The organism is Rhizobium sp. Root483D2, assembly GCF_001426685.1.
Taxonomy (GTDB): domain Bacteria; phylum Pseudomonadota; class Alphaproteobacteria; order Rhizobiales; family Rhizobiaceae; genus Pararhizobium; species Pararhizobium qamdonense.
This window is the reverse complement of sequence record NZ_LMFB01000044.1, coordinates 164,226-184,649: the sequence shown is the minus strand read 5'-3', so window position 1 is coordinate 184,649 and position 20,424 is coordinate 164,226. Positions and strand designations below refer to the sequence as shown.

Below are 20,424 nucleotides of genomic sequence, written 5' to 3'. Positions count from 1 at the left end.
CGCGATGCCATATAGAAAAGCCATGAACGTTGCGACCCCCATCAAACCACAAATGTCCGTCGGCCACACTGTCTGTCCGCACGACTGTCCCTCCGCCTGCGCGCTGGAGGTCGATATCACGCAAGAAGGCCGGATCGGCCGGGTGCGGGGTGCCGGCGCCAACACCTATACGGCCGGCGTCATCTGCGCCAAGGTCGCGCGCTATTCCGAGCGGATCTACCATCCCGGCCGCCTGATGGTGCCGCAGCGCCGCAAGGGCGAAAAGGGCGATGGCAACTGGCAGCAGCTGTCCTGGGAGGATGCGCTGGACGAGATCGCCGGTGCCTTCGTCAAGGCCGAGCAGCAACATGGCTCCGAAGCCGTCTGGCCGTATTTCTATGCCGGGACGATGGGGCAGGTGCAGCGCGATTCGATCGACCGCCTGCGTCATGCCAAACGCTATTCCGGCTTTTTCGGCTCGATCTGCACCAACCTTGCCTGGACGGGGCTTGCCATGGCGACCGGTTCGCTGCGCGGCCCCGATCCGCGCGAGATGGCGAAATCCGATTGCGTGGTGATCTGGGGCACCAATGCGGTCTCGACCCAGGTCAACGTCATGACCCACGCGATCAAGGCCCGCAAGGACCGAGGCGCCAAGATCGTCGTCATCGACATCTACGACAACCCGACGGTCAAGCAGGCCGATATGGGACTGGTGCTGAAGCCCGGCACGGATGCGGCCCTTGCCTGCGCCGCCATGCATATCGCCTTTCGCGACGGCTATGCCGACCGTGCCTATCTCGCCCGATATGCCGATGATCCGGCAGGGCTGGAAGAGCACCTGAAGACGCGCACGCCGCAATGGGCCTCCGGCATCACCGGGCTGCCGGTCGAGGAAATCGAGGCGTTCGGCCGGCTGATCGGCACCACGCCGAAAACCTATTTCCGCCTCGGCTACGGCTTTACCCGCCAGCGCAACGGCGCGGTCGCCATCCACGCCGCCGCCTCCGTTGCGACCGTGCTTGGCGCCTGGCAGCACGAGGGCGGCGGCGCGTTCCACACCAACAACGATATCTTCAAGTTCGACAAGCGCGAACTGGTCGGTTCCGCGATGATGGATCCGGAGATCCGCATGCTCGACCAGTCGCAGATCGGGCGGGTCCTGACCGGCGATGCCGAAGCGCTGCGCCATCGCGGCCCGGTGACGGCCATGCTCATCCAGAACACCAACCCGGTCAATGTCGCCCCCGAACAGCGGCTGGTGAAGCGCGGTTTTCTGCGCGATGATCTTTTCGTTGCCGTGCACGAGCAGTTCATGACCGACACGGCCAAGCTCGCCGACATGGTGTTGCCCGCCACCATGTTTCTCGAGCATGACGATCTTTATCGCGGGGGCGGGCACCAGCACATCCTGCTCGGCCCCAAGGTGGTCGAACCGCCATCGACCGTGCGCACCAACCTGTTCGTCATCGAGGAGCTGGCAAAGCGCCTCGGTGTCGCAGAGAAACCCGGCTTTGGTCTGACCGAGCGCGAGCATATCGACCATATCCTCGTCAACCACGGCACCGATTTCGAAGGGCTGAAGCGGGACAAGTGGCTGGATATCCAGCCTGATTTCGACACGGCCCATTTTATCGGCGGTTTCGGCCATCCCGACGGAAAATTCCGCTTTAAGGCGGACTGGACGGGCACACCGGCCCCGAACCGTCCGCCAAAGGCGCTTGGCGTCTTCGGGCCGCATGCGCAATTGCCAAAGTTTCCCGACCATGTCGATCTCATCGAGGTGGCCACCCCGGCACATCCGTTCCGGCTGGCGACATCACCGGCCCGGTCGTTCCTGAATTCCACCTTTGCGGAAACGCCGTCCTCGCTGCAGAAGGAAGTCCGCCCGCAGGTGATGATCCATGTGGACGACGCCGAAGCTCTCGGCGTTGCCGAAGGCGATATCGTGCGGATCGGCAACGGGCGCGGCGAAATCCGCCTGCATGCCAAGCTTGGCGGCGGTGCGCGCCGCGGCGTGGTGATCGCCGAGGGGCTCTGGCCGAACGACGCGCATCTGGACGGCGAGGGCATCAACGTGCTCACCGGCGCCGACGCGGCCGCTCCCTATGGCGGAGCCGCCTTTCACGACAACAGCGTATGGATGCGCAGGGATTAGCAGGCGATGACGAAATTTGAAAATGCCGGGGTCGAGATCCTCAAGGATGAGACCCTGTCGAAGAACTGGTACCATCTGCGCAATGTCACCTTCAATTATACCGGATCGAACGGCACCACCACGACGCTGAAGCGGGAGGTCTATGACCGCGGCAACGGCGCCACCATCCTGCTCTACGATCCCCGGCGTGACAGCGTCGTCCTGGTGCGGCAGTTGCGCATCCCCGCCTACCTTAACGGCCATTCCGGCTGGCTTCTGGAAACACCGGCCGGCCTGCTTGACGGCGACCAGCCGGCCGAAGCGATCAAACGCGAGGTGATGGAAGAGACCGGATATCTGGTGACGGACGTAAAACCGCTCTTCCACGCCTTCATGTCACCCGGCGCCGTCACCGAAACCGTCCATTTCTTCGCCGCCGTCATCGACGTGACCGTGCGCGCCGAGGACGGCGGCGGGGCAGCGCACGAGGACGAGGATATCGAAGTGCTGGAAATCCCGCTCGATGAGGCCATGACAATGATCGGCACCGGCGAGATCTGCGACGGCAAGACGATCATGCTGTTGCAATGGGCGATGCTGAACAGGGCGGAGCTGGGCTAATCAAACGCCGTCAATCCTGATACACGCGCTGCTGCATCAAGCTTGCGGTCAAGGGTGACGAGCGGGGCGTTTTGAGCGATGGCCAAGGCAAGATAGGTTGCATCATAGCCTGAAAGCCGGTGCTCCCTGGCCAGTTTTAGGATACCGGAATCCTCATTCATACTGGTAATGATGAGTGGAACTTTTCGTAGTGCCACCAGGATACTGACGGACCCGTCGGCGGTAATGCGGTTGCGTCTTTCAGCAATGACTAGAATATTACGAATTTCGTGCAGGAGCAGGTCGGGAGCGAGCGCATCTTCGCTTGTCATCGCCAAGCGTGCCCGCTCGGCCAGTTCGTTGCTTTCATCCGGAAGAAGCCAAGCCGCAACGATGGAGGCATCGACAACGAAGCTCATCGTCAGTGGCGGCCTTCTTCACGCCATTGGCGGATTTCTTCGCTGGTCACGGGTTTGTTGCGCGCCCGCGCCGCTTTCAACGCTTCGATGGTTGCGATCCGCTCTTCCCGCACGTCGATCCGGATGAGGCGGGCAACCGGCTCGTCTCCACGCGAAATCACCACGTCTTCTCCGGCCTCCACCTTGGAAAGCAACTCGGTAAAATGCGTCTCGGCATCTGCAATTTTGACTTCGATGGTCATGGGGCTTCTCATCGTTGACCCGGTTGGGTTTCAACAAGATAAGAATGATCGTCAAAAGGGTCAAGGTGATGAGCGGATCACGAGGGATCGTTCACAAAGCCGCCTTCGCCGCCCGAACCACCTTGCCGCCATCCATCCGCACCTTGCCCTCGGCCATCAGGCGCAGCGCCTGCGGATAGGATCTGTGCTCTTCGACCAGCACGCGTGCGGCCAGCGTATCCGCCGTGTCGCCCGGCAGGACCGGGACTTTTGCCTGCAGGATGACCGGGCCTTCGTCCATGCCTTCGGTGACGAAATGCACGGTGCAGCCGGCCTCGGTCATGCCGGCGTCGATGGCGCGCTGATGGGTGTGCAGGCCGGGGAAGAGCGGCAGGAGGGAGGGGTGGATATTGATGATCCGGCCTTCATAGGCGTTGATGAAGGTGGCAGTCAGCAGGCGCATGTAACCGGCCAGGCAGATGATATCGGGCGACAGGATCTCAAGCGCCGACAGGATGGCGGCTTCGTGGGCGTCCTTGCTGTCGAAATCCTTGCGGACGAACGAGAAGGTGGCGATCCCGAGCGCTGCCGCTTTCGCCAGGCCTCCCGCATCCGCCTTGTCGGCGATGACGGCGACGATGTCGGCGGGGTAGTCTTCCGCAGCCGTTGCCCGGACCAGCGCCAGCATATTGGAGCCGCCGCCGGAAATGAACACCACGACCCGCTTGCGGGCCGCTTTCGACGTCCCGTTCATAGAGTGAGCGTGCCCTTGTAGATCGTGCCGGCAGCGCCTTCGTCGCGGGCGACCATGCGGCCAAGGGCAAACACGGTCTCGCCTTCGGCCTTCAGCACCGAGGTCACCTGATCGGCATCTTCGGCGGCCACGACGACGATCATGCCGACGCCGCAGTTGAAGGTGCGCAGCATTTCGTTGGCGGCAACGCCACCGGTCTTGGCAAGCCAGGAGAACACGGCCGGTGCCTGGATGGCGCCAAGGTCGATTTCGGCGGCGAGATGCTTGGGCAGCACGCGCGGGATGTTTTCCGGAAAACCGCCGCCGGTAATATGGGCGAGCGCCTTCAGCTTGCCGGTCTCGCGGATCGCCTTCAACAGCGGCTTCACATAGATGCGTGTCGGCGTCATGAGAACGTCCGCCAGCGTGCCTTCGCCGAACGGGGCAGGCGCGTCCCAGGCAAGGCCCGAGAGCGAAACGATCTTGCGCACCAGCGAATAGCCGTTGGAGTGGACGCCGGAGGAGGCGAGGCCCAGAATGACGTCGCCTTCGGCGATATCGCCGGCCGGCAGCAGCTGGCCGCGCTCTGCAGCGCCCACGGCAAAGCCTGCGAGATCGTAGTCGCCGCCAGCATACATGCCGGGCATTTCGGCGGTCTCGCCGCCGATCAGCGCACAGCCTGCCTCGCGGCAACCCGCCGCAATGCCGCCGACGATGGCCGCACCCTGGTCGGGGTCGAGCTTGCCGGTGGCGAAGTAGTCGAGGAAGAACAGCGGCTCGGCGCCCTGCACGACGAGGTCGTTGACGCACATGGCGACGAGGTCGATGCCGACCGTGTCGTGCTTGTTGGCGTCGATGGCGATCTTCAGCTTGGTGCCGACGCCGTCATTGGCGGCAACCAGGACCGGATCCTTGAAACCGGCCGCCTTCAGGTCGAACAGGCCGCCGAAGCCGCCGATCTCGCCATCGGCGCCCGGACGGCGCGTCGAGCGCACATGCGGCTTGATCTTTTCCACCAAAAGATTTCCGGCGTCGATATCCACACCTGCATCGCTGTAGGTCAGACCGTTCTTTCCTGGCTCGCTCATGGCTTGATCTCCGCCGGCTCGTCATATTTGGATTGCGATTGGCATGGTGGTGGCGCAAGTGCAAGCATATTGCCCGGATTACTCCCGCTTTTTTGATGTTTTGCCCGTGATTGCCGGCCCTTTTGCGCCACAGGCTTGACCATGGTCGGTGCCCCATCCTATCTCCAGCACTGGAAGCAGCGCCCGGCAGCGTCTGCGGCAAGCAATCGGAACAGCGGCATGGTCAACAAATTGAGCGGCAGCGGGCTGCAGCGCCAGATCATCTTCTGGCTGCTTTTCCTCGCCGGGTTTATCGCCTTCCTGATGGTGTTCTCCACCATTCTCCTGCCGTTCATCGCGGGCATGGCGCTTGCCTATTTCCTCGATCCCGTCGCCGACAGGCTGGAGCGCATCGGATTGAGCCGGCTGATGGCGACGGTGGTGATCCTGATCGGTTTTGTCGTCGTCTTTGCGCTATCGCTGGTGGTGATCATCCCGATCATCTTTACCCAGGCATCCGACTTCATCCAGAAGATGCCTGGGTACGTCTCGAAGCTGCAGGAATTCCTGACCAGCCCCGATGCCGCCTGGCTGCCCGACTGGGTGTCCGGCCAGATGGACACGATCAAGCAGAATTCCGCCAAGCTGCTCGAACAGGGTGCCGGCTTCCTCGGCACGCTGTTTCAGCAATTGTGGAATTCCGGCCTGGCGCTGCTCGATATCATCTCGCTCTTCGTGATCACGCCCGTGGTCGCCTTCTATCTGCTGCTTGATTGGGATCGCATGGTGGAACGGGTCGATAGCTGGATCCCGCGCGATCACGTTGCCACCGTGCGCCAGATTGCGCGCGACATGAACGCCACCATTGCCGGTTTCGTGCGCGGGCAGGGCTCGCTCTGCATCATTCTCGGCCTGTTCTACGGGATTTCGCTGACCTTTGCCGGCCTGAATTTCGGCCTGCTGATCGGCCTGTTTGCCGGCATGATCAGCTTCATCCCCTATGTCGGCTCGATGGTCGGCCTGGTGCTGGCCGTTGGCGTGGCGCTGGTGCAGTTCTGGCCGGATTACCTCAATATCATCATCGTCGCGGCAATCTTCTTTGCCGGCCAGTTTATCGAGGGCAACATTCTGCAGCCGCGGCTGGTCGGCAAGAGCGTCGGCCTGCACCCGGTCTGGCTGATGTTTGCGCTGCTCGCCTTTGGCGCGCTGTTCGGGTTTGTCGGGCTTCTGGTGGCGGTGCCCTGTGCTGCCGCCATCGGCGTTCTCGTCCGCTTCGGTATCGGCCGCTATCTCGATAGCGCGCTCTATCACGGCCACCGCCACATCCTGACGATCGAGCCGGAACATCATCGGACGCAGCATCAAAGCCCCGAGTTCAAGCTTCCAGAGTAACCGCGTATGGTCCGCAAGTTCGAACAGTTGCCGCTCGTTTTCAAGCACGAGCCCCAGACCGGCCGTGACGACCTTCTTGTGTCCGAACGGCTGAAGGCGGCTGTCACCATCATCGACAGCTGGCCGCGCTGGCCGTCGCCGGTGGTGATCCTGGCCGGTCCCGTCGGATCCGGAAAGTCGCATCTGGCAGCGATCTGGCGGGAAAACAGCGCGGCCGTCGCCATTCATCCGACCGTTGATAGCAATGCCGCCGAGATCGCGGCGGCAAATGCCGTCCTGTTCGAGGATGCCGATCGTCAGGGCTTTGACGACCGGGCGCTGTTTCATGTCATCAACAGCGTGCGCGAAAACGGCACCAGCCTGTTGATCACCAGCCGGCTCTGGCCGATGTCCTGGCCGGTCGAACTGCCGGATCTGCGCTCGCGCCTGAAGGCGGCAACGGTGGTGGAGATCGGCGAACCCGATGACGAGCTCCTGGCGCAGGTTCTGGTCAAGCTTCTGGCCGACCGCCAGCTGGCCGTCGATGACAGGCTGATCGGCTATATCGTCGCCCGCATGGAGCGCTCGCTCGAAGCCGCCCAGACGATCGTCGAGCGGCTCGATCATCTGGCATTGGCGCGCGGCACGCGCATCAACCGGGCGCTCGCGCTGGAAGTGCTCGACACCCTTGGAAAGACACGCGAAATCGATTGACTGTCATAGTTAGGTCGTCAAACTGAGCTAGCTGCTTCGAGAAAAGCAAAAACGCAGATCAAAGCAAAAACGCAGACCAAAGCAAGAAAAGCGGGCCAAGGCGGAATCGGGGATATGGACAGTTTGACATCTGCAACGACTGCAAACGCGCCGGTGGCCGAAGACATCGACCTGATGAACAGCCCGGAGCGCTTCATCAACCGCGAATTTTCCTGGCTTCAGTTCAACCGCCGCGTCCTTGAGGAAACCCTCAACACCGCCCATCCGCTTTTGGAGCGGGTGCGCTTCCTGTCAATTTCGGCGGCCAATCTCGACGAGTTCTTCATGGTGCGCGTCGCCGGTCTCGAGGGCCAGGTTCGCCAGGGCGTCGTCGTGCGCAGCCCGGATGGCAAGACGCCGGTCGAGCAGCTGCAGGATATCCTGAAGGAGATCGACAATCTGCAGATGGAGCAGCAGGCGTCGCTCGCCGTGCTGCAGCAATATCTCGCCAAGGAAGACATCCTGATCGTGCGGCCGATCTCGCTGTCCGCGCAGGATCGTGGATGGCTTGCAACCGAATTCGATCAGGCGATCTTCCCGGTCCTGACGCCGCTGTCGATCGATCCCGCCCATCCGTTCCCGTTCATTCCGAACCTTGGCTTTACCATGGGCCTGCAGCTTGTCAGCACGCGCGGCCGCGAGCCGATGACGGCGCTTTTGCGCCTACCCGTGGCACTCGACCGGTTCATCCGTCTGCCCGATGCAAAATCGGTGATCCGCTATATCACGCTGGAGGATGCCGTCAGCCTGTTCATCGAACGGCTGTTTCCGGGCTATGAGGTCAAGGGGTCCGGCACGTTCCGCATCATCCGCGACAGCGATATCGAGGTCGAGGAAGAGGCGGAAGATCTGGTCCGGTTCTATGAGACCGCGCTCAAGCGCCGCCGGCGCGGATCGGTGATCCGCATCGAGATCGATTCGGAAATGCCTCTGGAACTGCGCCAGTTCGTCGTTGGCGAACTCGGCGTTCCGGAAAACCGCGTCGCCGTCCTGCCGGGGCTTCTCGCCCTCAATACTCTCTCCGAAATCACAAAGGCGCCGCGCGAGGATTTGCGCTTCGAGCCGTACAATGCGCGATTTCCCGAACGTGTCCGCGAACATGCCGGAGACTGCCTCGCCGCCATCCGCGAAAAGGACATGGTCGTCCACCACCCCTATGAGAGCTTCGACGTGGTGGTCCAGTTTCTGCTGCAGGCTGCGCGCGATCCGGACGTTCTGGCGATAAAGCAGACGCTGTACCGCACCTCCAACGACAGCCCAATCGTGCGCGCCCTGATCGATGCGGCCGAGGCCGGTAAATCGGTGACGGCGCTGGTCGAGCTGAAGGCCCGGTTTGACGAGGAAGCCAATATCCGCTGGGCGCGCGATCTCGAGCGCGCCGGCGTGCAGGTCGTGTTCGGCTTCATCGAACTGAAGACGCATGCCAAGATGTCGATGGTGGTGCGCCGCGAAGAGGGCAAGCTTCGCACCTACTGTCATCTGGGCACCGGCAACTATCACCCGGTGACGGCGAAGATCTACACCGACCTGTCCTTCTTCACCTGCAATCCGAAGATTGCCCATGACATGGCTAATATCTTCAATTTCATCACCGGCTATGGCGAGCCGGAAGCCGGCATGAAGCTGGCGATCTCTCCGCACACGTTGCGCCCGCGCATCCTGCAGCATATCGGCGAGGAAATCGTCCATGCGGAGGCTGGCCGTCCGGCCTCTATCTGGATGAAGATGAATTCGCTGGTCGATCCGGAGATCATCGATGCGCTCTACCGCGCCAGCCGCGCCGGCGTCGAGATCGATCTGGTGGTGCGCGGCATCTGCTGCCTGCGGCCGCAGGTTCCCGGACTATCCGACAAGATCCGCGTCAAGTCGATCGTTGGCCGCTTCCTCGAGCATTCGCGCATCTTCTGTTTCGGCAATGGCCATGGGCTTCCATCCGAGCACGCGCTCGTCTATATCGGTTCGGCGGACATGATGCCGCGAAATCTGGACCGGCGGGTGGAGACCCTTGTGCCTCTCATCAACCGGACTGTGCATGAACAGGTCCTGTCGCAGATCATGCTGGGTAATCTCATCGATAACCAGCAGAGCTACGAGATTCTTCCGGACGGAACATCGCGGCGCATGGAAGTCGCCAAGGATTCCGAACCGTTCAATGCACAGGTCTATTTCATGACCAATCCCAGCCTGTCCGGGCGGGGAGAGGCTTTGAAATCCAGCACGCCGAAGGTAATTGCCGGCTGGGATAGTGGCCGCAGAAGATAAACTGGAATTGCATGGTAGAGTCTGAAGCCCAGGGGCGTTTGCCTGGAATTGCCCCGGTCTCCGTCGTGGACATTGGGTCGAACTCGATTCGTCTGGTGATCTATGAGGGACTGAGCCGGTCGCCGGCCGTTCTGTTCAACGAAAAAGTCATGTGCGGCCTCGGCAAGGGCATCGATGCCACCGGCCGGATGGACGCCGAAAGCGTCGAACGGGCGCTGAAGGCGCTGCACCGGTTCCGGGCCTTGTCGACGCAGGCGCGCGCCTCCACGGTCTTCGTCCTGGCGACGGCGGCTGCGCGCGACGCATCGAACGGCCCCGATTTCATCCGCAGGGCCGAAATCATCCTCGGCCAGAAGGTCCGCGTCCTGACCGGCGAGGAGGAAGCCTATTTCTCCGCGCTGGGGATCATCAGCGGCTATCATGATCCCGACGGTGTCGTCGGCGATCTCGGCGGTGGTTCGCTCGAACTGGTCGATGTCATCGGCCCCAAGGTCGGCAAGGGCATCACCCTGCCGCTGGGCGGCATCCGTCTGTCGGAACATGCCGAGGGATCGGTCGTCAAGGCGCGCAGCCATGTGCGCCGCTACCTGAAGGGCGCGCAGGTGCTGCAAAACACCAGCGGCCGTACCTTCTACGCCGTCGGCGGCACCTGGCGCTCGATCGCCAAGCTGCATATGGAGCTGCGCAACTATCCGCTGCACATGATGCAGGGCTATGAAATTTCCTACGACGAGGCCATGGCGTTTTTGCCGGAGGTGATCGAGCCGAAGGATATCAAGTCGCCGGCCTATGCGCATATTTCCAAGAGCCGCCGCGCCCTGCTGCCATTCGGCGCCGTCGCCCTGCAGGAAGTCATCGCCCAGATGAAGCCGTCGATGATTTCGTTTTCAGCACTCGGCGTGCGCGAAGGTTATCTCTATTCGCTGCTGTCGGACGCGGTGCGCGCTCAGGATCCTCTGCTGGTCGCCGCCCGCGAGATCGCCATCCTGCGGGCACGCTCGCCCGAACATGCCCGCGAGCTTGCCGAATGGAGCGGCCGGATGGTGCCGCATTTCGGCATTACCGAAACCGACGAAGAGGGGCGCTACCGCCAGGCAGCCTGCCTGCTGGCCGATATCAGCTGGCGCGCCCATCCCGACTATCGCGGCCTGCAGGCGCTCAACATCATCGCCCACAGCACCTTTTCCGGCATCACCCATGCCGGCCGCGCCTATATCGCCCTTGCCAATTATTACCGTTTCGAGGGCCTGAACGACGACGGCGCCACCGAGCCCCTGGCTGCGATCGCAACGCCGCGGCTTCTCGAACTGGCAAAGCTCCTGGGCGGCCTGCTGCGCGTCGTCTATCTCCTGTCGGCATCCATGCCCGGCATCGTCCGCAACCTGAATATCCGGCCCTCGGCGTCCCCAGACCTCGACCTCGATTTCATCGTTCCCTCCGCCTATTCCGAATTCGCCGGCGAACGCCTCGACGGCCGCCTGCAGCAGCTTGCCAAGCTGACCGGCAAGCGGATCGGGTTCCGGTTCGAGTAGCCGCCGGAATACGCATGACCGGGAGTGTGGTTTCGCTCCCGTCAAATGATCATATTTTGGATGTGTCAGCAGAATGACCCCGCAACTTCAGTTGCGGGGTCATTCTCTTCGATCAGGCTTACTTCGCGTTCAACAGCTCGCCGACTTCGAGCAGGACGAACTCGTTGTCATCAGCCTTGTCGAGCGAGCGGCCGGCTGAAAACGGCAGGTTGTTGTCGTTGCCGACGATGATATGGGTGTCATCGACGCGGTCGACATTTTCGATGGTGACGAACGGCATGTCGTAAAAGCCTTCGCCGCCGCCCTGGCGCTTCTTGTTGTCGGGATCGGCGATCTTGAGCAGGTCGATATAGCCGATCTTGCGTACCGCCTTGCCGGCGTTCTCGTCGGTCATTTCGATCTTGTAGACGCGCTTGACCTTGGAGCCGACGGCAAAGCAATCCGGCGTCGGGGCCTTCGGGTCGGCGCAGGCTTTATCGACGGTACCTGCGCCATTGTCGCGTTCGATCACCAGAGCTGTCGTGGCGTCGAGCATGTTGAAATCGCCGATGGCTTCGCCGCCTTCGGCCAGCGGATAGAGCCAGCTGCGGCCGGTCCAGGCCTTGGAAGCGACGTCGAGTTCGATGATGCGCAGCGCTGGGCGGCCTTCGGCCTGTTCGACATTTTCGGCATCGGTCCAGAGCGGGCCTTCGAGCAGGCCGTAGAGCTTGGTGCCATCCTTCGACAGGGCGAGGCCCTCATAGCCGCCGGAGCGCTTGACGTTCAGCGCCGGCATTGGCTTGGACGGATCGGCCTGAACGGCCAGCGTCGGATTGTCGGGCGACAGGACCGGCTTGCCGTTGACGGTGGTGGCGATGACGTCGGTCAGCTTGCCGTCGAGATCGAATTTCAGGATATAGGGGCCGAACTCCTCGCCGACCCAGAAACCGTCGGCAACGGGCTGGATGGATTCGACGTCGAAATCAGCGCCCGTCAGGTAGCGCGTTGCGGCACCTTCCATGACGATCGGGAAGGGGGCCTTCTTGCCGGGATCGGAGAGGAACAGCGTCTTGACGGCTTCGACCTTGCCGGCATCCCAGTCGATCTTGATATTGTGCAGCATCAGCATGGTGTCGGACGAGTTCAGCTTGGAGCCGAAGCCGTTGTCCGACATGCTCCAGAACGTGCCGTCCGCCATGGTCTTGATGCCGGAAAAACCCTGCATCGGCTGGCCGTCGAAGGGAAGCGACAGGCCGGTCAAGCGAACGCCGTCCTTGCCGGGAACGGTGCCGAGCGCTTCGGTGCGCTTGCGGTCGGCGGTCGTGAACTTGCCCGACGTTTTCAGGTAATCGGCCGCATCGGCAGGGGCGGCGATGATCGTGTTGGCGGGCAGGATGGCGTGGGCGGCGAGCTTGGCCGGGAAGACCGTGTCCTCGGCAAGCGCGGCCGATGTCATCAAAAGGCCGAAAGCCACGGAAGTCAAAAGAGCGTTTTTCATCATGTCCCCATTGAGCGGTTGAAACGAGACGTTCCGCTTAGCAGGGCATTGATGTCGGTGAATTGACGGCTGGATGAAGCTTTGGTGACGGCCACCGTATGAGCCGCAAGCTTTCGCTATTCGGCCGGGACCGGCAGCGGCAATCTTTGCACCACTTCGACTTTTTGCAGCTGTTTCAAAGCCATGACACCCAGCGTCTGGCCGCGGCCCTTGACCGCATGGGCGCCGAGATCTTCGATATCGAGCGTCTTCGGCAGCTTCATGCGCTGCGCAAGCTCACTCGAGATCAGCACCTGTTTGCCCAGCGACTTGCACAGGGATTCCAGCCGTGCGGTCGTGTTCACCGTATCGCCGAAAAAAGCGATCTTGTGATGATCGACGCCGATTTCCGCCGTGATGATGACGCCGCCGTGCAGGGCGGCGCGCAGCCTCGGCACCTGGCCGAAACTCGCGCGCCACTTGGCCTCATTGGCCTCGATGTCGTCGAGAATATCGAAGACGCAGCGGATGCAACGGGCCGATTTGATGCCTCTTTCCAGCGGCCAGGTGACGATTGCGGCATCGCCGACATAATCGTCGATCGCGCCCTTGTGGCGCCGCACCGGCTCGGCAAAAGCGGCAAACAGGGCTTTGAGATATTCCTGCGCCCGCAGGTCGCCGTGTTTTTCGGCAAAGGAGGTGGAATCCGCGAGGTCGATGAACAGGAATACCCGTTCCTCCTTCACCGGCCGCCGGTAGCGGCTGATCAGCATGCTGGTAAAGACTTCGCGTCCCAGGAGGTCGCGGACCCGCAGGATGAAGACGATCAGCGCGCAGACGGCCAGCGCATAGAGGAAGACATGGAACGGCATGATGAGGATGTCTGAAATGGCCTTGGGGTTGACCAGGTTCAGCGACCACAATAGCAGGCCTGCGATCGCATAACCGGCGCTCATCAGGAGTTCGTAGATCAACAGCGCGACGATAATATAGGCCAGCGTCGGAAGCCGCTCGATGCGCCGGTGGAGCGGCCGCAAAAAGATACGCCGCTCAAACGCGATCATCGGCAAGCCCATCAGGACGGCAAAGACCGCGCCGATGATCACCGGTTCGCCGGGAAAAGCAATGAGCCCGTAGATCACGCCGCTCAGCGCCATGCTGAGCGTGATCAGCAGCCAATTCTCTGTCGAGGATATTTCTCTCATGAATCGGCTCCTCGCCCCGGATACATGCGCGTTATTGTTGCCCATGCCTGCCTTGGGTCAAGCATTTTTGTGTATCAATCTGTCGCCATTTCTACCAAGGCCCGTCTTGCAAACAGCGCGCTAAGCCCTGCGGCAAAGGCTCTCCCAGCGTCCGGGCGTCATTCCGTGCGCCTTCTTGAAGTGCCTGTTAAAATGCGCCTGATCGGAAAAGCCGGTTTCAAGCGCGATCTCGACGAGGCTCCTGCCGCTGCCGATCAGGCCACGGGCTCTCTCAAGCCGGCGCATGACGAGATAGCGGTGCGGGCTGGTTCCAAGACTTGCGCGGAATTGCCTAGATAGCGGGAAACGGTCAAGGCCGGTGACGGCTTCGAGTTCATCGGAGTTTAACTGGCGGTCAAAATGCACCTGCAGGAAGTCGCAGGCCCGGCGGATGGCCGCCTGGTCGTATGTCCGGCCCCGTTTTGTCGCATCCCCATCCGCATGCCGCACCAGCGCGTCGGCAATGCCTGTCAGCACGTCATTCAGCTGCAAACCGTCGATTACGCCATCGAGATCGCGCATCGCGTCCGCAAGGCTTGCGGCAAAGGCACGGTCGGCAATGACGGGCGAGGGGACGAAGGGCAGGCCGGACCGCTTGTCCCCCAGCGCATCGATTAGCATTTCCGGCGGCAGATACATCATCCGGTAGCGCAGGCCTTCCTCTGTCCCGGCAGCGCCGTCATGCAGCTCGTCCGGATGCAGAACGATGACATTGCCGGGCTGGCTGTAGCGTACCAGCCCGCGATACCGGAACGACTGGATGCCCTGTAGCGTCAGGCCGAGCGCATAGGTGTCGTGCCGGTGCGGCTCAAAGGCCTCGCCGCGAAAATGTGCCTCGATCCGCTCGATGCCGCCGGTGGCCGGCGCAACCTTGATACCGTCGGAGGCGACCGGCATGCACGAACGTTCAAGATCGCTGCCGCCCTCTGCGGCTAAGCAGGCGTTCGACGTCGCAAGCGTCCTGTTTCCCAAAATGGAGTTGGCATTCATGTTCGAGACCAAATTTGCAATCGTGCTGCGCGAGGACCTGGCCGTCTGGCAAAAGCTCAACGTCACCGCTTTTTTGACAAGCGGCATCGTCGCTGAAAAGCCCGGCCTTATCGGCGAACCCTACCGCGATGCCGATGGCAACGTCTACAATCCCTTGAGCATCCAGCCGGTCATCGTGCTGTCAGCCGATGAAAAAACCATGGCTACAATTCACCGCCGGGCGCTGGAGCGCGGGGTGAAGACGTCGCTCTATGTCGAGGACATGTTTGCAACCGGCCATGACGCGGCCAACCGCGAGGTGTTCGCCCGGTTCGGCCCGGATGATGCGAGAGTTGTCGGCATTGCGCTTCATGCCGACAAGAAGATCGCTGACAAGATCACCAAGGGTGCCAAGATGCACCCCTAGCGAATATCCTAGAGAAGCGCTCTAAAGTTCAACCGCTTCGATCTTGCGATCGATGAAGCGCAGGGCGACTTCGCCGTTGATCAGCTTCAGCGCGGTGTCGCCGAACAGCTCGCGGCGCCAGCCTTTCAGCGCGCCGACATCGGCTTTCGGGCCTTCCGAGGCGATCCGTTCGAGATCGTCGCTATTGGCGATGATCTTGGCGGCGACGCCCTGTTTTTCGGCGATCAGCTTCAACAGGACCTTGAGCATTTCGCCGGCGGCCTGGGCGCCTTCCGGGGCCTGGTTCTGGCGCGGCAGCTTGGGCATGTCGGCCTTGGGCAGTTCCAGTGCTGCGTTGACCGCCTCGAGGATCGCGGTGCCGGCAGCCGAGCGTTCCCAGCCCTTGGGGATGGTGCGCAGGCGCGACAGCGCTTCCACGTCCTTTGGCTGCTGCTGGGCGATTTCATAGAGGCCGTCATCCTTGAGGATACGGCCACGCGGAACGTTGCGGTTACGCGCCTCGCGTTCGCGCCAGGCGGCGACCTTCTGCAGGACGGCGAGCTCGATCGGCTTCTTCAGCCGCATCTTCAGCCGCTGCCAGGCGTCGTCCGGATGGATGTCGTAGGTTTCCTTGGCCTCGAGAATGGCCATTTCCTCGGTCAGCCACAGCGAGCGGCCTTCGCGCTCCAGCTCGGCCTTGAGGTGCAGATAGACATCGCGCAGATGGGTCACGTCAGCCAGCGCATAGTCGAGCTGCTTTTCAGACAGCGGCCGCCGGCTCCAGTCGGTGAAGCGCGAGGACTTGTCGATATGGACGTTCTTGATGCGGCTGACCAGCTGATCGTAGGAAACGCTGTCGCCGAAGCCGCAAACCATGGCGGCGACCTGCGTATCGAAGATCGGATGCGGGATCAGCTTGCCAAGATTATAGATGATTTCGATGTCCTGGCGGGCCGCATGGAACACCTTGACGACATCCGTATTGGCCATCAGCGCGAAGAACGGCGCAAGGTCGATGTCCTTGGCCATCGGATCGACGATCACGGCAATGTCCGGTCCGGCCATCTGGATCAGGCAAAGCTGCGGCCAGAAAGTCGTCTCGCGGAGAAATTCCGTATCGATCGTCAGGTAATCTCCGCTGGCCAGCGTTTCGCAGGCGGCGGCAAGTTCGGCGGTTGTCTCGATCATCAAACTTCAATCACTGTGGCGGAAATGCGGCCGTTAAAACTCACCCGATGTATCGCTTCACGCCCGGTGCCACAACGAAAAAAGCTCAAACCACCCGGAAATATGCCGACATTCCGGTCTTCTGGTGCTCGATGATATGGCAATGGAGCAGCCAGTCGCCGGGATTATCGGCGACGAGACCGAGTTCGGCCTGCTCGTCCGGCAAAAGCAGGATCGTATCGGTGGGGGGCGGAAGGATGGTGCGCTTGTTGGAACTGAGGATGCGGAAGCTCAAGCCATGCAGATGGATCGGGTGCGCATGCGGGGTACGGTTGCGCACCTGCAGCACATAGCTTTTGCCCAGTTTCAGCTCGGAAACCGGAGCGCCGGGATCGGGCGTGTCGCCCTGCCACGGCACCTTGTTGATGGCCCAGAACGTATAGCCGATCGTGCCGCAGATGCTGGGGACCGGCGCGTGTTCGGCGGTTGCGGTAAATTCGAGCGGAATGCGCGTCGCCGCCGACAGATCGGCTTCGGCGATCGGATTGGCAGGCAGCGCCTTCACATCGCGGAGATCGCGCTTGAGCGAGGTGCCGGTTGCGCGCAGTGCCGCAACGGTGAAGGGATTGGAGCCACGCAAATTGCCGAGCTTGACCTCCGCGCCTTCCTCATCCGGCATACGCACGACCAGTTCGACGCGCTGGCCGGGGCCGATATCGAGCAGATCGAGCGGATAGGGCGCATCGACCGGATTTCCATCCAGTGCGATGACCAGCGCCGGCGCCCCGTCTGCGGCAAGCGAATAGATGCGCGTCACGTCGGTGGCGGCAATCCGGATCCGCACAAGGCCGCCCGCCGGCGCATCATAGCGCGGCTGCTGCTGCCAGTTGGTGGTGCGCACCGTGCCATAGGTGCCGCCGCGCGCGGCATCGCGCGGCTTAAACGGGGCAATGAAGGCGCCGCCGGTGCCAAGCCGCCAGTCGCGCAGGTTGAGCACGATTTCGGCATCGAACACTGGATCGGCCGGGTCCTCGACGACGATGACGCCGGTCAGACCGTGGCCCATCTGCGTCAGCGTGTTGCAATGCGGATGATACCAGAAGGTACCGGCATCGGGCGGCGTGAAGGCATAGTCGAAGCCGTCGCCGGGATAGACGTAGGCTTGAGTCATCTCCGGCACGCCGTCCATGGCGTTGACGATGCGCAGGCCATGCCAGTGAACCGTGGTCGGCTCGTCCAGCGCATTCATGAGCCTTGCGGCAAAAGGCTCGCCCTTTTTCATGCGGATGACCGGCGGCATGCCGGTGGCCGGCGCCTCGCTTGTGCCGTAGGTCATGACTTTCGGGGTGACGCCGTCATTGGCCAATGCCGCCTCGGTAAACTGCGCCTTAAGCAGCAGCGGTGTGGGTGCCGCGATGCTGTTGCGCGCCGCAAGACCGCCGCCGATCGCAAAGGAGGCTGCGGCCGCAGCCGATCCCTTCAAAAGTGTGCGGCGGTCGATGATTGGCATGGGCAGGTTTTCCGGAGAGTGCGATGGCCCGGTTTAAACTTGATGACGGCAATCATCAATTGGCATTTGCGCGCATCTTGCCGCAGCCGCTGTTCTTCTAGTCCTGAGGCTTGTCCTCGGGCCGTGCCGCCAGCTTGTTGAAGAAAGAGGAGGTGCGCAAAAGGTTGCGAAACCGCATGGAGCGTTCGCCGGTGGGCACGCCACTGCGGGCCCTCATCCGCTGCAGCGTATAGAGCATGAAGGCGGCAAGGACTGCGGCCGTATAGATGAACAGCGCCTGCGGCCCGAAAATATCGAGCATGAACGAGGCAAATAGCGGCCCGATAATCGCCCCGCAAGACCAGAAGAACAGCATGCCGGCCGAAACCAGCGCATGCTGCCCTTCGGCGGCATGGTCGTTGGCATGCGCCGAGCAGAGCGAATAGAGCGGCATGGCAAAGGCGCCGAAGATGAAGATGCCGATGAAATTCAGCCATTCGTCGCTGCCGGCAAAGAGCGCAAGATAAAGCCCCGCAAGCAGCGAGCCGAACGTGGCAAACAGAATGATCAGCCGCCGGTCCAGCCGGTCGGAATAAAGCCCGAGCGGATATTGCAGCACCACGCCGCCGATGATCCCGACGCTCATGAAGGTGGCAATCGCCGTGATCGACAGGCCGATCCCCTCGGCATAGATCGGCCCGAGCGAGCGGAAGGTGGAGTTTGTAAGCCCGACGACGATGCAGCCGATCGTGGCGAGCGGCGAGATGTTCCACAGCGCCTTGACGTCGAACTTGATCGCTTCCGGCAATCCGGGGCTGGAGCGGTCGGCAAAGGAGATCGGGACCAGCGACAGGGTGAGCGCCATGGACACGATGGCAAACAGCTGGAACCCCTCGATCCCGACGGTCGGGATCAGGTATTGCGCCGCGGTCACCGAACCGAGATCGACCAGGCGATAGATCGACAGGGTGCGGGCGCGGTTGGAATTGTTGACCCGCGCATTCAGCCAGCTTTCGACGGTGGCAAACAGGCTGGCAAAACAGATGCCGGCAATCAGCCGCATCAGGAACCAGGACCACGGATCGATCAGCAGCACCATGGCAAGCGAGGCCGCCGACGCAATCGCCGCCATGGCAGAAAAGGTCCGGATATGGCCGATCGAGCGCAGGATACGCGTCACATAGATGCAGCCGATGGCAAAGCCGATATTATAGCCGGTGCCGACAAGCCCGATCAGCGATGTCGAAAAGCCCTCCTGCAGGGCGCGCAGCGAGATATAGGTCCCCTGCAGCCCGTTGCCGCCAATCAGGATGCCGGCCGTGATGAGGAGGGGGATGAGCGGACGAAGCTGCGACATGGGACATTCCGGATTTCGGCGACTCGGTCATGGTCGAGTCCCGGTTCCCTTGTGTACCTCTCCGGCAGGCGTGGAGACAGCTCAGATTTCGCCTATTTCGTCGCTTCTGAGCGTTGAGCCCTGTTGATTCAAACTGAAGTGAACTGATTGCGGCCGGCCCGCTTGGAGCGGTAGAGGCCGTCATCGGCGCGTTTGAGGATGTCGGTGCAGGTTTTGTCCGTGGCGGAAAACTCGCTGATGCCGCCACTGATCGCGATCGGATGGTTGACCGCTTCCGTCACGCTGGAGGCGATACGCTGGCGCAGGCGCTCGGCGGTAACGCGGCCGTGATCCCCCCGCGTCAGCGGCATCAGGACGACAAATTCATCGCCGCCGATGCGCGCCGCAAAATCGGCGCCGCGCAAAACCTCGCGGCATAGAGTGGCGATGAGGGCGAGAACCCTGTCTCCAGCCGGATGACCATAGGCATCGTTGACATGCTTGAAATGATCGACATCGAACATCAAAGCGACGGTGGGCTGGCGTTCCCGGATGAACCGTTCGAAGTGTTCTTCAAGAACGTCCATCAGCTTGCGCCGGTTGAAAAGCCCTGTCAGGGCATCGGTCTCGCTTTGCAGCCGCAATTGGGTCTCGATGACATTTTTCTGGGTGATGTTGCTGGCAACCCAGACCACCGCATCCTCGCCATCGACCGGAAAATCCAGCGCCTGCACGCGGCCCTCAAACCAGATGGGGTGATCAGGCCCCGCATCTTTCAACCCTTTCACATCGCTGCCGGCAAGGCTGTATTCGACGATGTGCAGGGCCCTGGTGTCCAGCGCATACTGAATTTCCCCGGCAAACCATCGTGCCTTGTCCTCGGCGAGCACGTCGAACACGCTCTGGCCGATCAGCGAGCTGCCGTCATGATAATAGCGGTGGTCCGAACCGCCGAACAACGCGGCGTAGCGGCCGCTCCGCGTCAGGATGAAGGCCGGGTCCGGCAGCGCGGACAAAATGAAATAAAGCTGTTCGCGGGAGAAAAACGTGCCGGTTTTCTCTTGCGGGGCCAAAGCGAGAAGACTTGGCGCAGCGGTCATATCACGGTCTCCAAACGATCGTCGTCAATTTCATTCGCAAGGATTGCGCATCCCTTTCTGCAGCATCCTTGCCGGTTTGAGCTGATGCTAAGCTGAAATTCCTTCCAAACACTCAAGAGCACAGGTTTTCGCGTGATCGATAATGACACGGGCATGGCGGCGCAAAAATGGAATGGCGTTCAA

Annotated in this window: 18 protein-coding genes; 7 read left to right on the top strand and 11 right to left on the bottom strand. The window is 61.8% G+C overall.

Going from position 1 to position 20,424, the window contains the following annotated elements:
- Positions 1-4 precede the first annotated feature (4 nt).
- Together ASD32_RS28025 and ASD32_RS28020 are read left to right on the top strand one after the other, a co-directional pair.
- Complete coding sequence (locus tag ASD32_RS28025) at positions 5-2,137, top strand: molybdopterin oxidoreductase family protein (protein ID WP_060641305.1); 2,133 nt, start codon at positions 5-7, stop codon at positions 2,135-2,137.
- Positions 2,138-2,143: 6 nt separating this feature from the next.
- Positions 2,144-2,737: an NUDIX domain-containing protein gene (locus ASD32_RS28020; protein ID WP_060641304.1), complete on the top strand. Its 594-nt coding sequence runs from the start codon at positions 2,144-2,146 to the stop codon at positions 2,735-2,737.
- On the opposite strand, the gene ASD32_RS28015 is transcribed toward ASD32_RS28020, so the two are convergent.
- From ASD32_RS28015 to purM, 4 genes are all read right to left on the bottom strand, one after another.
- A complete protein-coding gene (locus tag ASD32_RS28015) occupies positions 2,734-3,135 on the bottom strand; it encodes a type II toxin-antitoxin system VapC family toxin (protein ID WP_060641303.1) in 402 nt (133 codons plus the stop codon). The genes ASD32_RS28020 and ASD32_RS28015 overlap by 4 nt on opposite strands.
- Positions 3,136-3,137: 2 nt before the next feature.
- The gene (locus ASD32_RS28010; RefSeq protein WP_060641302.1) at positions 3,138-3,377 is read right to left on the bottom strand and encodes a type II toxin-antitoxin system prevent-host-death family antitoxin; all 240 of its coding nucleotides are present in this window, start codon (positions 3,375-3,377) and stop codon (positions 3,138-3,140) included.
- Positions 3,378-3,468: 91 nt separating this feature from the next.
- Positions 3,469-4,110 carry a phosphoribosylglycinamide formyltransferase gene (gene purN, locus ASD32_RS28005; protein ID WP_060641301.1) on the bottom strand — a complete coding sequence of 214 codons (642 nt, stop codon included), beginning with the start codon at positions 4,108-4,110 and terminating at the stop codon, positions 3,469-3,471.
- On the bottom strand, positions 4,107-5,177 hold the full coding sequence (purM, locus tag ASD32_RS28000) for a phosphoribosylformylglycinamidine cyclo-ligase (RefSeq protein ID WP_060641300.1): 1,071 nt from the start codon (positions 5,175-5,177) through the stop codon (positions 4,107-4,109). Before purM ends, purN begins: the two co-directional genes overlap by 4 nt.
- A gap of 219 nt (positions 5,178-5,396) precedes the next feature.
- Here purM and ASD32_RS27995 point away from each other — a divergent pair, with 219 nt between their 5' ends.
- From ASD32_RS27995 to ppx, 4 genes are all read left to right on the top strand, one after another.
- On the top strand, positions 5,397-6,548 hold the full coding sequence (locus ASD32_RS27995; protein WP_060641299.1) for an AI-2E family transporter: 1,152 nt from the start codon (positions 5,397-5,399) through the stop codon (positions 6,546-6,548).
- A gap of 6 nt (positions 6,549-6,554) precedes the next feature.
- Complete coding sequence (gene hdaA, locus ASD32_RS27990; RefSeq protein ID WP_060641298.1) at positions 6,555-7,241, top strand: DnaA regulatory inactivator HdaA; 687 nt, start codon at positions 6,555-6,557, stop codon at positions 7,239-7,241.
- A gap of 114 nt (positions 7,242-7,355) precedes the next feature.
- Positions 7,356-9,542 (top strand): RNA degradosome polyphosphate kinase, encoded by a 2,187-nt coding sequence (locus tag ASD32_RS27985; RefSeq protein WP_060641297.1) that lies wholly within the window; start codon positions 7,356-7,358, stop codon positions 9,540-9,542.
- 11 nt (positions 9,543-9,553) lie between these two features.
- Complete coding sequence (gene ppx / locus ASD32_RS27980; protein ID WP_060641296.1) at positions 9,554-11,074, top strand: exopolyphosphatase; 1,521 nt, start codon at positions 9,554-9,556, stop codon at positions 11,072-11,074.
- Positions 11,075-11,192: 118 nt separating this feature from the next.
- On the opposite strand, the gene ASD32_RS27975 is transcribed toward ppx, so the two are convergent.
- The 3 genes from ASD32_RS27975 to ASD32_RS27965 form a co-directional block, all read right to left on the bottom strand.
- Positions 11,193-12,551, bottom strand: a complete 1,359-nt coding sequence (locus ASD32_RS27975) for an esterase-like activity of phytase family protein (protein WP_060641442.1) — start codon at positions 12,549-12,551, stop codon at positions 11,193-11,195.
- A 116-nt stretch (positions 12,552-12,667) separates the two neighbouring features.
- Positions 12,668-13,735, bottom strand: a complete 1,068-nt coding sequence (locus ASD32_RS27970) for an adenylate/guanylate cyclase domain-containing protein (protein ID WP_060641295.1) — start codon at positions 13,733-13,735, stop codon at positions 12,668-12,670.
- 120 nt (positions 13,736-13,855) lie between these two features.
- Positions 13,856-14,764: an AraC family transcriptional regulator gene (locus ASD32_RS27965; RefSeq protein WP_082546966.1), complete on the bottom strand. Its 909-nt coding sequence runs from the start codon at positions 14,762-14,764 to the stop codon at positions 13,856-13,858.
- On the opposite strand from ASD32_RS27965, the gene ASD32_RS27960 reads away from it, so the two are divergent.
- Positions 14,763-15,170, top strand: a complete 408-nt coding sequence (locus ASD32_RS27960; protein ID WP_060641441.1) for a DUF2000 family protein — start codon at positions 14,763-14,765, stop codon at positions 15,168-15,170. The two genes, ASD32_RS27965 and ASD32_RS27960, sit on opposite strands and share 2 nt — an antisense overlap.
- 21 nt (positions 15,171-15,191) lie before the next feature.
- Here ASD32_RS27960 and rnd read toward each other — a convergent pair whose 3' ends face one another.
- From rnd to ASD32_RS27940, 4 genes are all read right to left on the bottom strand, one after another.
- Positions 15,192-16,337 carry a ribonuclease D gene (gene rnd / locus ASD32_RS27955; protein WP_060641293.1) on the bottom strand — a complete coding sequence of 382 codons (1,146 nt, stop codon included), beginning with the start codon at positions 16,335-16,337 and terminating at the stop codon, positions 15,192-15,194.
- Between the two features lie 85 nt (positions 16,338-16,422).
- Positions 16,423-17,826: a multicopper oxidase family protein gene (locus tag ASD32_RS27950; RefSeq protein WP_060641292.1), complete on the bottom strand. Its 1,404-nt coding sequence runs from the start codon at positions 17,824-17,826 to the stop codon at positions 16,423-16,425.
- Positions 17,827-17,923: 97 nt separating this feature from the next.
- Entirely contained in the window at positions 17,924-19,162 is a 1,239-nt protein-coding gene (locus tag ASD32_RS27945) for an MFS transporter (RefSeq protein WP_060641291.1), read from the bottom strand.
- Positions 19,163-19,290: 128 nt separating this feature from the next.
- Positions 19,291-20,241 (bottom strand): sensor domain-containing diguanylate cyclase, encoded by a 951-nt coding sequence (locus ASD32_RS27940; RefSeq protein ID WP_060641290.1) that lies wholly within the window; start codon positions 20,239-20,241, stop codon positions 19,291-19,293.
- Between the last annotated feature and the right edge of the window lie 183 nt (positions 20,242-20,424).

Excerpts from the sequence above, each read along its gene's own strand:
- ASD32_RS28025 (WP_060641305.1), top strand. The coding sequence starts at position 5 with ATGCCATATAGAAAAGCCATGAACGTTGCGACCCCCATCAAACCACAA.
- ASD32_RS27995 (WP_060641299.1), top strand. The coding sequence starts at position 5,397 with ATGGTCAACAAATTGAGCGGCAGCGGGCTGCAGCGCCAGATCATCTTC.
- ppx (WP_060641296.1), top strand. The coding sequence starts at position 9,554 with ATGGTAGAGTCTGAAGCCCAGGGGCGTTTGCCTGGAATTGCCCCGGTC.
- ASD32_RS27950 (WP_060641292.1), bottom strand. The coding sequence starts at position 17,826 with ATGCCAATCATCGACCGCCGCACACTTTTGAAGGGATCGGCTGCGGCC.
- ASD32_RS28020 (WP_060641304.1), top strand. The coding sequence starts at position 2,144 with ATGACGAAATTTGAAAATGCCGGGGTCGAGATCCTCAAGGATGAGACC.
- purM (WP_060641300.1), bottom strand. The coding sequence starts at position 5,177 with ATGAGCGAGCCAGGAAAGAACGGTCTGACCTACAGCGATGCAGGTGTG.
- ASD32_RS27975 (WP_060641442.1), bottom strand. The coding sequence starts at position 12,551 with ATGAAAAACGCTCTTTTGACTTCCGTGGCTTTCGGCCTTTTGATGACA.
- ASD32_RS27970 (WP_060641295.1), bottom strand. The coding sequence starts at position 13,735 with ATGAGAGAAATATCCTCGACAGAGAATTGGCTGCTGATCACGCTCAGC.
- ASD32_RS28015 (WP_060641303.1), bottom strand. The coding sequence starts at position 3,135 with ATGAGCTTCGTTGTCGATGCCTCCATCGTTGCGGCTTGGCTTCTTCCG.
- purN (WP_060641301.1), bottom strand. The coding sequence starts at position 4,110 with ATGAACGGGACGTCGAAAGCGGCCCGCAAGCGGGTCGTGGTGTTCATT.
- rnd (WP_060641293.1), bottom strand. The coding sequence starts at position 16,337 with ATGATCGAGACAACCGCCGAACTTGCCGCCGCCTGCGAAACGCTGGCC.
- ASD32_RS27965 (WP_082546966.1), bottom strand. The coding sequence starts at position 14,764 with ATGAATGCCAACTCCATTTTGGGAAACAGGACGCTTGCGACGTCGAAC.
- ASD32_RS27985 (WP_060641297.1), top strand. The coding sequence starts at position 7,356 with ATGGACAGTTTGACATCTGCAACGACTGCAAACGCGCCGGTGGCCGAA.
- ASD32_RS28010 (WP_060641302.1), bottom strand. The coding sequence starts at position 3,377 with ATGACCATCGAAGTCAAAATTGCAGATGCCGAGACGCATTTTACCGAG.
- hdaA (WP_060641298.1), top strand. The coding sequence starts at position 6,555 with ATGGTCCGCAAGTTCGAACAGTTGCCGCTCGTTTTCAAGCACGAGCCC.
- ASD32_RS27940 (WP_060641290.1), bottom strand. The coding sequence starts at position 20,241 with ATGACCGCTGCGCCAAGTCTTCTCGCTTTGGCCCCGCAAGAGAAAACC.
- ASD32_RS27945 (WP_060641291.1), bottom strand. The coding sequence starts at position 19,162 with ATGTCGCAGCTTCGTCCGCTCATCCCCCTCCTCATCACGGCCGGCATC.
- ASD32_RS27960 (WP_060641441.1), top strand. The coding sequence starts at position 14,763 with ATGTTCGAGACCAAATTTGCAATCGTGCTGCGCGAGGACCTGGCCGTC.